The following is a 13,415-nucleotide window of genomic DNA, read 5'->3' on the forward strand; positions in this document are numbered from 1 at the left end:
CGGGCTAGCCGACCTCGGGGTCGCCCTTCGTGTACGACAGCCGCTCGACCTGGCCCGCCTCGAACACGTCATTGACCCTCTTGCCGTTCACGAACAGCTCGATCGCCCCGGCATTCCCAAGGATCAGATCGACCCGCTCGTCGTCCTGGAAGGTCTTGGACTCGCCCTTGAGCAGCAGCCCGTCGAAGAGCAGCTTGCCGTTGTGCGACTTGGCCGAGATCCAGCTCTTGTCGTCCAGGACAGAGAGCTTCACCGTCACCTTGTCCTTCGGCACCGCCGCGATGGCGCTGTCCGACGGGTCGGGCTTCGGTGCGGTGGGCTTGCTCGTGGACGGCGCCGTCGGGCTGGGCTTCTGCTCGGACGCCGACCCCTCGGCCACCTGGCTGCCCTTGCCACCGACCTCGCCACTGAAGAGTGTGAAGCCGACGAAGCCGATCACTGCGACGATCGCGGCAACCATGGCGGCCGTCCAGTTGGGGCGGCGCGGTTCGGGACGGATGCGCTCGGCCTCGAAGAGCGGCGCGGCAGGCGTCGGCGAAGGACGTCCGCCGTGCTCCGCGTCGTACTGCGCGACGAGCGGTTCGGGATCGAGGCCCACGGCACGCGCGACCGTGCGGATATGACCGCGCGCGTAGAAATCGCCGCCACAGCGGGAGAAGTCGTCCTGCTCGATCGATTGCACGATCGGGATGCGCACCCGGGTGGAGGAACTGACTTCGTCAACGGTCAGACCTGCGGCGATGCGGGCTTCCTGGAGCGCACGACCGATCGAAGGCTGGTCGTCTTCGTTCGAAGACCGGTCGTCTTCGACTGAAGGCCGGTCGTCTTCGGGGGAGTTGCCGATGGACACGGGGGCGCCTTTCGAGCGTGTAGCCACCTGCTGGAGGTTCAGTCTATGGGTGGAACGAAAGGGTGGGGCAACCGGGCGAGGGACTTTGTACGCCATCAGAATGGCCGGACATCCTGATGGTGGGACATCTGTCTGTCTCTCCCTCCAACTTCACGTACGACTGAGGGAAACGGTTGCTCTCCAAACCCTTACGAGTGAGGCTCCCCGCGGATCACGGCAAGCACTCCATCGAGTTCATCCGGTTTCACGAGAACATCGCGCGCTTTGGAGCCCTCGCTCGGCCCGACGATGTTCCGTGACTCCATCAGATCCATCAGCCGACCCGCCTTCGCGAAGCCCACGCGCAGCTTGCGCTGGAGCATCGACGTGGACCCGAACTGGGTGGATACCACCAGCTCAGCGGCCTGGCAGAGCAGATCGAGGTCGTCGCCGATGTCCTCGTCGATCTCCTTCTTCTGCTTCGTGCCGACCACGACGTCCTCCCGGAAGACCGGGGCCATCTGATCCTTGCAGTGCTGGACGACTACCGCGACTTCGGCCTCGGTGACGAAGGCGCCCTGCATACGGGTCGGCTTGTTCGCACCCATTGGAAGGAACAGGCCGTCGCCCTTGCCGATCAGCTTCTCCGCGCCCGGCTGGTCGAGGATGACCCGGCTGTCGGCGAGCGAGGAGGTCGCGAAGGCGAGCCGCGAGGGCACATTCGCCTTGATCAGACCGGTGACGACGTCGACCGATGGCCGCTGAGTCGCCAATACCAGATGGATGCCGGCTGCGCGCGCCAGCTGGGTGATCCGGACGATGGCGTCCTCGACGTCGCGCGGCGCCACCATCATCAGATCGGCAAGCTCATCCACGATGACCAGCAGATAGGGGTACGGGGTGAGCTCGCGCTCGCTCCCCTCCGGCGGCTTGGCCTTGCCGTTCCTGATGGCCTGGTTGAAGTCGTCGATGTGCCGGTAGCCGTACGCCGCGAGGTCGTCGTAGCGCAGATCCATCTCCCGCACGACCCACTGCAGCGCCTCGGCGGCCCGCTTGGGGTTGGTGATGATCGGGGTGATCAAATGCGGGATGCCCTCGTACGCGGTGAGCTCGACCCGCTTGGGGTCAACGAGCACCATCCGTACGTCCTCCGGCGTCGCCCGCACCATCACCGAGGTGATCAGGCAGTTGATACAGGAGGATTTGCCGGAGCCGGTCGCGCCCGCGACCAGGACGTGCGGCATCTGCGCCAGGTTGGCCATCACATAGCCGCCCTCGACATCCTTGCCGAGCGCGACCAGCATCGGGTGCTCGTCCCCCGCGGCGTCCGCGAGGCGCAGCACATCACCCAGGTTGACCATCTCGCGGTCGGAGTTCGGGATCTCGATGCCGACCGCGGACTTACCGGGGATCGGGGAAATGATCCGCACGTCTGGGCTGGCGACGGCGTACGCGATGTTCTTGGTGAGGGCGGTGATCCTCTCGACCTTCACGGCCGGGCCAAGCTCCACCTCGTACCGGGTGACCGTCGGACCGCGGGTGAAGCCGGTGACGGCCGCGTCGACCTTGAACTCCATGAAGACATTGCTTAGCGAGGCGACGACCGCGTCGTTGGCGGCGCTGCGCGTCTTGCCGGGGCCGCCGCGCTCCAGCAGGTCCAGGGAGGGCAGGGCGTAGGTGATGTCCCCGGAGAGCTGGAGCTGCTCGGCGCGCGGCGGCAGGGGCTGGGACTCGTCGGGTACCGGCGCGGACTTGGTCAGATCCGGTACGGACGCCTTCGATCCGCTCTCCTTCGGCCCGGTCTCCTCGGGCTCGCGCGCGGTCGGCACGGGACTGACGGCCCGCTGCCGGTCGGTGGTGACGTCGCGGGTGAGGTCGGCGACGAGCGACGACGGCGGCATGCCGTTCAGGACGGCTCCGTCGAGCGCCGCGGCCGCCGCCGCTGCCACGTCCACGGCGTCCATCGGACGGTCCATGGCGGGCTGCACGGAAACCCTGCGCGGCCGCCTGCGCTTGGAGAGCGCTGCCTCCTCGGCAGGGTCCGGGTCGAAGTCCTCGGGCGCTTCGCCCCGGCGTGCGGACGAGCGGCGCGCCCGCCCGGGCACGGCATCCCGCCACTGCTCCTCGTACCGCGCGTCGTCCTCGCCGGCCCCGCTGTCCGCCCCCGGCTCGTACGCCGGCTCGACGATGCCCAGCTTGGAGCCGAGCAGCCGCAGCCGCTGCGGAATGGCGTTGACGGGCGTCGCGGTGACCACGAGCAGGCCGAAGAGCGTGAGCAGCACGAGCAGCGGTACGGCGAGGACTTCGCCCATGGTGAAGATCAGCGGCTTGGACGCGGCCCAGCCGATCAGCCCGCCCGCGTCCTGCATCGCCGCGGTGCCGTCCCCGCGGCCCGGAGAACCACAGGCGATATGGACCTGCCCGAGCACGCCGACGACGAGTGCGGACAGACCGATCACGATCCGGCCGTTGGCCTCTGGCTTCTCGGGATAAAGGATCAGGCGTACGGCGATCGCGCCCAGCAGTAGCGGCGCGAGCAGATCGAGCCGGCCGAACGCGCCGGTCACCAGCATCTCGACGAGATCGCCGACCGGGCCGCGCAGATTGGACCAGGTACCGGCGGCGACGATCAGCGTCACGCCGAGGAGCAGCAGCGCAAGGCCGTCCTTGCGGTGCGCCGGGTCGAGCCCCTTCGCTCCCCGTCCTATGCCACGGAACAGCGCGCCCACAGTGTGTGCCAGACCGAGCCAGAGGGCGCGCGCGAGGCGGTACACGCCCCCCGTGGGGGACGGCGCGGGCTTGGGCGCAGCCTTCTTCGCCGCCGCCTTCCTGGGGGGCGCTTTCTTCGCGGGTGCGGTCTTCTTGGCGGCAGCTTTCTTGGCGGGCGCCGCCTTCTTCGCGGCGCCGGTCGTACGGCCGGCGCGCGGCTTCGCGGTGCCCGCCGCGCCCTGGGAACCCTTGCCGGACGTGCGTGAGGCCATGGTGGTGAGGTTACCGGTGTCGACGGCAGCGGACACGTGTGCCCACTGCTTCACTCGTTCGTGTCGTGCCGGTTGGGGGCGGAAACTGACGCGCTGATAGCGGAGAGCTGACGCTCTCTCAAGCCCCCGGCGGCCGTTCAGTTCTGCGAAGGCAGCGTCGGCGTTCCGCCGCCGGTACCCGGCTCCAGCGCGTCGAGGGCCCGGCGCAAACCGGTGAGTTTGCGCTCGAGATGGGCCGCGGTGGCGACTGCGGCGGCGTCCGCCGAGTCGTCGTCGAGCTGCTTGGACAGCGCTTCCGCCTGCTCCTCAACTGCCGCGAGCCGCGCGGAAAGCTCGGCGAGCAGCCCCGCGGGCTCCTTGCTGGCACCCGCGCTCGCATGCCCGCCGCCCTCCAGCTGGAGCCGCAGGAGCGCGGCCTGCTCACGCAGTTGGCAGTTCTTCATGTAGAGCTCGACGAAGACCGAGACCTTGGCGCGCAGCACCCAGGGGTCGAACGGCTTGGAGATGTAGTCGACCGCGCCCGCGGCGTAACCCCGGAAGGTGTGGTGCGGGCCGTGGTTGATCGCGGTGAGGAAGATGATCGGGATGTCCCGGGTCCGTTCCCGCCGCTTGATGTGCGCGGCCGTCTCGAATCCATCCATGCCGGGCATCTGGACGTCCAGCAGAATGACCGCGAAGTCGTCTGTCAGCAGCGCTTTGAGCGCTTCCTCCCCTGACGATGCCCGCACCAGTGTCTGATCGAGCGCAGAGAGGATGGCCTCCAGCGCCAACAGATTCTCCGGCCGGTCATCGACCAGGAGGATCTTGGCCTTCTGCACCATGGCCCGCCCTCCTCGCCCCGGATGTGCACCGGGCGCCGCCCCAGGGGACGACTCCCTTACGTCGCCCGTCCTTGTGCCGGTCATGGTAGCCGCACCCCGCCTGTCGCCACACCCTGTCACTGCGATGTCACTGTGCACATAGCAGAAACGTAGTGGGAGACCAGAAGGTTCCCCGAATACCGCCGTCTCACACGCCTTCGGCCACAGTCAGTCAGCAACTCGCGGAGAACCGGGCAGGCGTCGCTCACTCCCCGCGCATCCATTGCTCCATCACCGAGAGCAAATGGTCGGGATCGACCGGCTTGGTGACATAGTCGGAAGCGCCCGACTCGATGGCCTTCTCCCGGTCTCCCTTCATCGCCTTGGCAGTCAGCGCGATGATCGGCAGACCGGCGAACTGCGGCATCCTGCGGATCGCGGTCGTCGTCGCGTACCCGTCCATTTCCGGCATCATGATGTCCATCAACACGACCGTCACATCATCGTGCTGCTCCAGGACTTCGATGCCCTCACGACCGTTCTCCGCGTACAGCACCGACAGCCCGTGCTGCTCCAGCACGCTGGTGAGCGCGAAGACATTGCGGATGTCGTCGTCGACGATCAGCACCTTCTCGCCATCGAAGGTGAAGGTGCGCCGCTCCTCCGGCGCCTCCTGGCTGCCGTTCGCCCCGGCCCACTGCTCCGCGCCCGCCGACGCACCGCCCGCCTGGCCGGGCAGCGCGCGCCGCTGGTCCATCGAGCCCAGCGCCTTGCGCCGCCGCCGGAACAGCGCGGCCGGGCCGGCGTGGGCGTCCGCGGGGGCGGGCGCATCGTGCCGCGCCTGCGGGAGCCCGTCCTGCAGACCCTCCTCGGCAGTGTCGGCCTGCGGGCCGGCGCCGGGGGTGAGCTGCGGGTAACCCTGCGGCGGCAGTTCGCTGGGGTGAAGGGGCAAGTAGAGGGTGAACGTCGAGCCGCGTCCCGGTTCGCTCGCCGCATGGATCTCGCCGCCCAGCAGCCGGGCGATCTCGCGGCTGATGGACAGTCCGAGGCCCGTACCGCCGTACTTCCGGCTGGTCGTGCCGTCGGCCTGCTTGAACGCCTCGAAGATGACGCGCATCTTGCCGGCCGCGATCCCGATCCCGGTGTCCGTGACCGAGAAGGCGATCAGATCTCCGTCCGCGTCCCGCAGCGAGCCCGCCTCCAGCAGTTGCTCGCGGATCGACTGAGGCACATCGGCGCTCGCGGGCCGGATCACCAGCTCCACCGCGCCGCTGTCGGTGAACTTCACCGCGTTGGACAGGAGGTTGCGCAGCACCTGCAGCAGCCGCTGCTCGTCGGTGTGCAGCGTCGCGGGCAGCTCCGGCGACACCCGTACGGAGAAGTCGAGACCCTTCTCCGCGGTCAGCGGCCGGAAGGTCGCCTCCACATAGTCGACGAGCTGAACCAGCGCGATACGCGTCGGGCTGACGTCCATCTTGCCCGCCTCGACCTTCGACAGGTCGAGGATGTCGTTGATCAGCTGGAGCAGGTCGGAGCCGGCCCCGTGGATCGTCTCGGCAAACTCCACCTGCTTCGGAGAGAGGTTCCCCTCCGCGTTGTCCGCGAGCAACTTGGCCAGGATCAGCAGAGAATTGAGCGGCGTACGCAGCTCGTGCGACATGTTCGCCAGGAACTCCGACTTGTAGCGCATCGAGACCGCGAGCTGCTCGGCACGCTCCTCGAGCACCTGCCTCGCCTCTTCGATCTCGGTGTTCTTCACCTCGATGTCGCGGTTCTGCTGCGCCAGCAGCTCCGCCTTCTCCTCCAGCTCGGCGTTGGAGGCCTGCAGCGCCTTCTGCCGGTTCTCCAGCTCGGCCGAGCGCTCACGCAGCTGCTCCGTCAGCTCCTGGGACTGCTTGAGGAGCACCTCGGTCTTCGTGTTGACGCTGATGGTGTTGACGCTCGTCGCGATCATCTCGGCGATCTGGTTGAGGAAGTCCCGCTGGATCTGCGTGAACGGCTGGAAAGACGCCAGCTCGATCACACCGAGGACCTTCCCCTCGAAGAGCACCGGCAGCACGATCACATACGCGGGCGATGCCTCGCCGAGACCCGAGGAGATCCGCAGATAGCCCGGCGGCACATTGACCTGGATGGTCCGCTTCTCCTCGGCCGCGGTGCCGATCAGTGTCTCGCCGGGCCGGAAGGACGTCGGCATCAGACCGGCGGAGTAGCCGTAACTGCCGCGCATGCACAGCTCGTACGACGCCTCACCGACCGGCGAGGCGCCAGCGCCGCCGCCCGTCGGCATCGCCAGGAAGAACGCGCCGTGCTGCGCCGAGACGACCGGAGTGAGCTCGCTCATGATCAGCGAGGCCACGTCGTCGAGGTCGCGCCGGCCCTGCATCAGACCGGAGATACGGGCCAGGTTGCCCTTGAGCCAGTCCTGCTCCTCGTTGGCGAGGGTGGTGTCGCGAAGGTTCGCGATCATCGTGTTGATGTTGTCCTGCAGCACCTGGATCTCGCCGGCCGCGTCCACATCGATCTTGAGGTTCAGATCGCCTCGGGTCACCGCGGTCGCGACGGCCGCGATCGCGCGCACCTGACGGGTGAGGTTCCCGGCCATCTCGTTCACCGACTCGGTGAGATCGCGCCAGGTTCCGTCGACGTCCCGCACCCGGGCCTGACCGCCCAGCTGCCCGTCCGTGCCGACCTCGCGGGCCACCCGGGTGACCTCCTCGGCGAACGACGACAGCTGGTCCACCATGGTGTTGATGGTGGTCTTCAGCTCCAGGATCTCGCCCCGCGCATCGATGTCGATCTTCCTGGTGAGATCGCCCTTGGCGATGGCGGTGGTGACTGTGGCGATCTGCCGCACCTGGCCGGTCAGATTGGACGCCATCGAGTTCACGGACTCGGTCAGGTCCTTCCACGTACCGGAAACTCCCGGCACATGCGCCTGGCCGCCCAGCTCGCCCTCCGTGCCCACCTCGCGGGCCACACGGGTCACTTCGTCGGCGAACGACGACAGCGTCGTCACCATCGTGTTGACGGTCTCGGCCAGCTCCGCGACCTCGCCGCGCGCCTCGACCGTCACCTTCTTCGTCAGATCGCCGTTGGCGACCGCCGCGGAGACCCGCGCGATGTTGCGCACCTGATTGGTCAGATTGTTGGCCATCAAGTTGACGTTGTCGCTGAGGTCCTTCCAGATGCCGGTGACGCCACGCACCCGCGCCTGACCGCCCAGTACACCTTCCGTACCCACCTCACGGGCGACCCTGGTCACCTCGTCGGCGAAGTCCAGCAGCTGGTCGACCATCGTGTTGACCGTCGTCACCAGTTCGAGGATCTCACCCTTGGCGTCAACGGTGATCTTCTTCGACAGGTCGCCCTTGGCGACCGCCGTCGTCACCTCGGCGATATTGCGGACCTGCGACGTGAGGTTGTTGGCCATGAAGTTGACGGACTGGGTGAGGTCCTTCCAGGTGCCGGAGACGCCCTGGACCTCGGCCTGACCCCCCAGGATGCCCTCGGTGCCCACCTCGCGCGCCACCCTGGTCACCTGCTCGGCGAAGTTCGAGAGCTGGTCCACCATCGTGTTGAGGGTGTTCTTCAGCTCCAGGATCTCACCGCGCGCATCCACGTCGATCTTCTGCGACAGGTCACCACGGGCCACCGCGGTGGCGACCTGCGCGATGTTACGGACCTGGCCGGTGAGGTTCTCCGCCATGCCGTTCACGGAGTCGGTCAGATCGCGCCACACGCCGGCGACGCCGGGCACCTGCGCCTGCCCGCCAAGACGGCCGTCCGTACCCACCTCACGCGCGACCCGCGTCACCTGCTCGGCGAAGGCCGAAAGCTGATCGACCATCGTATTGATGGTGTTCTTCAGCTCCAGGATCTCGCCACGCGCATCCACATCGATCTTCTGCGACAGGTCACCACGGGCCACCGCGGTCGTCACCTGCGCGATCTGCCGAACCTGCGAAGTCAGGTTCCCCGCCATGAAGTTGACGGAGTCGGTCAGTTCCTTCCACGTACCGCTGACGCCGTCGACACGCGCCTGGCCGCCCAGCCGGCCCTCCGTGCCCACGTCCCGCGCCATCCGCGTGACCTGATCGGCGAACGAGGAGAGCTGCGCCACCATCGTGTTGACGGTGTTCTTCAGCTCCAGCATCTCGCCCGCGACATCGACGGTGACCTTCTGCGACAGATCGCCATTGGCGACCGCCGTCGTCACCTGCGCGATGTCCCTCACCTGGCCGGTGAGGTTATGGAACGCGGTGTTCACCGAGTCCGTGAGGTCCTTCCAGGTACCCGCCGCGCCCGGCACCTCCGCCTGCCCGCCAAGACGGCCCTCGACGCCGACTTCCCGGGCCACCCGCGTCACCTCGGAACCGAACGACTGCAGCTGGTCCACCATCGTGTTGACGGTGTTCTTCAGCTCCAGCATCTCGCCCGCGACATCGACGGTGACCTTCTGCGACAGATCACCATTGGCGACCGCCGTCGTCACCTGCGCGATGTCCCTCACCTGGGTGGTCAGGTTGCGGAAGACGGTGTTCACCGAGTCGGTGAGGTCCTTCCAGGTCCCGGCAGCCCCCGGCACCTGCGCCTGGCCACCGAGGAGACCCTCGGCCCCGACCTCGCTCGCCACACGGGTGACCTCGTCCGCGAACGTACGCAGCGTCTCGGTCATCTGATTGATGGTCTCGGCGAGTTGGGCCACCTCACCGCGCGCGCTCACCGTGACCTTCTGCGACAGATCACCGTTGGCGACCGCCGTCGTCACCTCGGCGATGCCGCGCACCTGCGAGGTCAGATTGCCCGCCATGGTGTTCACCGAATCGGTGAGGTCCTTCCACACACCGGCCACACCGGGCACCGCCGCCTGCCCGCCCAGCTCGCCCTCCGTGCCGACCTCCCGGGCGACCCGGGTCACCTCGGAGGAGAAGGAGGACAGCTGGTCCACCATCGTGTTGACGGTGTTCTTCAGCTGAAGCATCTCGCCGGCCACATGGACGGTGACCTTGCGTGACAGATCCCCCTTGGCGACCGCCGTGGTGACGAGAGCAATGTCACGTACCTGAGCGGTCAACCGGTACGCCATGGTGTTCACCGAATCCGTGAGATCTTTCCACGAACCGGACATACCGCGCACCTGTGCCTGGCCACCCAGTTTGCCCTCGGTGCCAACCTCCAGCGCCACCCGGGTCACCTCGTCGGTGAACGCCGACAGCTGGTCGACCAGGCTGTTGACCGTACGCGCGACCTTCAGGAATTCGCCGCGCAGCGGCCGTACCGCCGCATCCGCGCCCTCCACGGAGTGCCAGCGCAGTTCCATCCGCTGTTCCAGGTCACCCTCGGCGACCGCCGAGAGCACCCGTCCCACCTCGGACACCGGTCGCGCCAGATCGTCCACCAGCGCGTTGGAGGCGTCGATGGCGGCCGCCCAGGAGCCCTCGCAGGCCCCTGTCTCCAGCCGCTCGGTGAGCTTGCCCTCGCGCCCGACCATCCGGCGTACGCGCGCCAGCTCACCCGTGAGGTGCAGATTACGATCCGCAACCTCGTTGAAGACGGCCGCGATCTCCGCCATCACGCCGTCGCCCGACACGGTCAGACGGCGGCGGAAATTGCCGTCCCGCATCGACACCAGAGCCGCAAGCAGCCTGTTCAGAGCCGCCGTATCCACTTCAGTTGTCCCATTGCTCCGGGACCGTCCGCCTTTTGCGCGCGTGTTCTTGCCACGCGCCGCCACGCCAGACTCCACCGTGTCCCTCCCGCAGGGGTTGACCGTACTGCCCAGGCGGTCCAAGGACAGCCTGCCCAGTGTTTCACCATGGCCGAACCAGGCCATAACAGTTCGGCAGCTTCGCATAGCGTCCCCGCCCTCGGAGGGCGGAAACAGCGGCAACCGGCATCCGCTCGGACAGCGAAGGTAAGTAACCTGGCATCCGGCTGTCCAACCGCCCCGGTCCGCCCGGCGGGGCGGCGTGGCGCAAGTACCTACACCGGGCACCGGGAGGGGCAGGCCGAATCATGGCAGAGCCGGGCGTCGAGACGCGTACGAGGAGTTCTGTGATCACCGCGCGGGCGGCTGCCAGCTTCGACCCTGTCGGGCGGTCCGTCGCGACCGCCCGCGCCTTCGTCCGCGACACCCTCCAGGGGTGGGGGTACTCCGACGTCGTGGACGACGCGGTCGTCCTCACCAGCGAACTCGTCACCAACGCCGTCGTGCACGCAGGCACCGCCGCCGATGTGCTCTGTCTGCGTACGGACGAGGGTGTACGGGTCGAAGTCTCCGACCGCTACCCCGAGCGCGAGATCCCGATACAGGGCACCGGCCGGTCGCTCGGCAGCCTCGACCGCGAGAACGGGCGCGGACTGCTCCTGTGCGCAGCTCTCGCCTCACGCTGGGGCGTCGAGTACTCCCCCACCTTCAAACAGGTGTGGTTCCAACTCGACCTCCCCCAGCGCCCGGTGGGCACGCGCTCCGCCGGCCCGGTCCTGCCGACCCCTCTCCTCCCGGTCGCCGACGAACGCGTACGCGTCGCCGTCACCCAGATCGACCGCAGCGGTTCGATCGCCGTCTGGAACGAAGACGCGGAACACCTCTTCGGATACGCCGCCGAGCAGGTCATGGGTAAGCCCCTGACGGACTTGGCCGCCTGGCCGCAGACTCCCGGCATCGGCACCGGCATCGCCGAAGCGCTCCAACTCTCCCGCTGGGAGGGCAGTTACGGCATCCGCGGCACCGACGGCCGCGTCGTCCCCGTCTACGCATCGCACCTCCGCGTCCGCGACACCCATGGCGAGCCGTCCACCGTCTGCCTTCTCGTACGCGACGACGAACGCGCCGTCCTGCAGACCCCGCAGCGCGCCCCCGTGACCGACACGGGCGCCGACAGCCACGCCACCGACCCCTTCGAGGTCTTCATCGGCTCCCCCGCGCCCGAAGACCTCGACGGCCTTCTCCAGCGCACCGTGGAGCGCGCTCGCGACATGCTCGACGGCGACGCGGCCTTCCTGCTGCTGGCCACCGACGACGAGACGGAGCTGGAAGTACGGGCCACCACCGGCCTTCCGTCGGCCCGTCAGCGCTTCGCCCGCGTCCCGGTCGAGGCCGGCACCGGCCGCTACGGCTCCGCCCGGATGCCCGCCGTCCATGAGGACCTCACAGCCGTCCCGGGTGCCGTCCCGCTCCTCAACTCCACCGGCATGCGCTCGGTCGTCACCGTCCCGCTCAAGGTCGAGGGCCGCCTCACCGGCTCCCTCGGAGTCGCGGCCGAATCCTCGGGCCGCTACTCCAACGAGGAGGCCCTGCGCCTCCAGTTCGCCGCCGACCGCATCGCCCTGGCCGTCGAATCGGCCCGCCTGGGCGAACTGGAACGCCTGCGCCGCGGCTCACTCTCTTTCCTCGTCGAGGCCTCCGACCTGCTCGCCGGAACCCTCGACCGGGACCAAACCCTGGCGCTGATGGCCCAGATGACGGTCCCCACCCTCGCCACCTGGTGCGCCGTCTACACCATCGCCGACCAGGCATCCGAGCCGTATCTCAGCTACGTACTCCACGAGGACGAGGAGCGGATCGACGGCCTAAAGGCCCTCCTCTCCAAGATCGACCCGCCCGACCCGGTGCCCACCCCCGGCGCCCGCGTCTGGACCGCCCCCGCCAAAGCCGGCCAGGCGGCGGCACTACGCACCTCCAAGCGCGAACTCGGTCTCGGCTCCACACCGCCGGTCTCCTCAGGTATCGGCACCACCCTCGCCACGGCCGCCGCGGTCGGCGGCGAGACGGTCGTCCTGCCCCTCGTCGCCCGCAACCGCGTCATCGGCATGCTGACCCTCGGCAAGCCGTCCGACGACCACTTCCGCCAGGAAATCCTGGAACTCGCCGAGGACCTCTCCCGCCGAGCTGCCCTCGCCCTCGACAACGCCCGTCTGTACTCCGAGCGCATGGCCATCAGCCAGTCCCTCCAGCGCAGCCTGCTGCCGCCGGAACTCCCCCAGATCCCGGGCGTGGAGGTCGAGGTCATCTACCGCGCGGCCGGTGAAGGCAATGAAGTCGGCGGCGACTTCTACGACCTCTTCCCGATCCGCGACGGCGCGTACGGCTTCGCCATCGGCGACGTCTGCGGTACGGGCCCGGAAGCCGCGGCCGTCACCGGCCTGGCTCGCCATGCCCTGCGTCTGCTCGCTCGCGAGGGCTTCGGCGGCCCCGCCGTCCTGGAGCGCCTGAACGCCGCGATCCTCGACGAGGGCGCCCGCAGCCGCTTCCTGACGCTCCTTTATGGCGAACTGTGGCCACAGGAGGACGGCAGCGCGGTCCTCAAGGTCGTCTGCGCCGGCCACCCGCTCCCACTCCGCCTGCGCCAGGACGGCAGCGTGGAACCCGCGGCCGAACCGCAGCCACTCCTCGGCGTCATGGACGACCTGGAGCTGTACGAGCAGATGGTGACTCTCGACCCGGGCGACGTTCTGCTCTGCGTCACGGACGGCGTCACTGAACGCCGCGAGGGTACACGCATGCTGGGCGACGACGGACTCGTCGACGTTCTCACCACCTGCACGGGCCTCACGGCCGGCGCGGTCGCCTCCCGCGTCCTGCGCGCGGTCGAACGCTTCGCCGCCGAACCGGCCTCCGACGACATGGCGATCCTCGCGATGCGCGTCCCGGAGCCCCACCAGCCCTGAACACGAAGAAGGCCCCCGCCAGTTGGCGGGGGCCTTCTTCGCTGCTGAGCCCCAATACGGAATCGAACCGTAGACCTTCTCCTTACCATGGAGACGCTCTTGATGAGCTCACCGGCGTTGTCGGTCGCCGAC

At 68.3% G+C, this 13,415-nt stretch carries 5 protein-coding genes and 1 tRNA gene; 1 reads left to right on the forward strand and 5 read right to left on the reverse strand.

Annotation, left to right across the window (positions count from 1 at the left end):
* Positions 1-4: 4 nt before the first annotated feature.
* The 4 genes from ACWDO5_RS26460 to ACWDO5_RS26475 form a co-directional block, all read right to left on the reverse strand.
* Positions 5-850: a helix-turn-helix domain-containing protein gene (locus ACWDO5_RS26460; RefSeq protein WP_450532861.1), complete on the reverse strand. Its 846-nt coding sequence runs from the start codon at positions 848-850 to the stop codon at positions 5-7.
* 188 nt (positions 851-1,038) lie between these two features.
* Complete coding sequence (locus ACWDO5_RS26465) at positions 1,039-3,810, reverse strand: DNA translocase FtsK (RefSeq protein ID WP_450532862.1); 2,772 nt, start codon at positions 3,808-3,810, stop codon at positions 1,039-1,041.
* A 137-nt stretch (positions 3,811-3,947) separates the two neighbouring features.
* Complete coding sequence (locus ACWDO5_RS26470) at positions 3,948-4,631, reverse strand: response regulator (RefSeq protein WP_450532863.1); 684 nt, start codon at positions 4,629-4,631, stop codon at positions 3,948-3,950.
* Positions 4,632-4,875: 244 nt separating this feature from the next.
* A complete protein-coding gene (locus tag ACWDO5_RS26475; protein ID WP_450532864.1) occupies positions 4,876-10,359 on the reverse strand; it encodes a HAMP domain-containing protein in 5,484 nt (1,827 codons plus the stop codon).
* A gap of 269 nt (positions 10,360-10,628) precedes the next feature.
* Here ACWDO5_RS26475 and ACWDO5_RS26480 point away from each other — a divergent pair, with 269 nt between their 5' ends.
* Positions 10,629-13,283: a SpoIIE family protein phosphatase gene (locus tag ACWDO5_RS26480; protein WP_450532865.1), complete on the forward strand. Its 2,655-nt coding sequence runs from the start codon at positions 10,629-10,631 to the stop codon at positions 13,281-13,283.
* A 47-nt stretch (positions 13,284-13,330) separates the two neighbouring features.
* Here the strand turns inward: ACWDO5_RS26480 and ACWDO5_RS26485 are convergent.
* Positions 13,331-13,399, reverse strand: a tRNA-Thr gene (locus tag ACWDO5_RS26485).
* Between the last annotated feature and the right edge of the window lie 16 nt (positions 13,400-13,415).

It is taken from the genome of Streptomyces sp. NPDC000880, from assembly GCF_053599675.1.

Excerpts from the sequence above, each read along its gene's own strand:
- ACWDO5_RS26465 (WP_450532862.1), bottom strand. The coding sequence starts at position 3,810 with ATGGCCTCACGCACGTCCGGCAAGGGTTCCCAGGGCGCGGCGGGCACC.
- ACWDO5_RS26470 (WP_450532863.1), bottom strand. The coding sequence starts at position 4,631 with ATGGTGCAGAAGGCCAAGATCCTCCTGGTCGATGACCGGCCGGAGAAT.
- ACWDO5_RS26480 (WP_450532865.1), top strand. The coding sequence starts at position 10,629 with ATGGCAGAGCCGGGCGTCGAGACGCGTACGAGGAGTTCTGTGATCACC.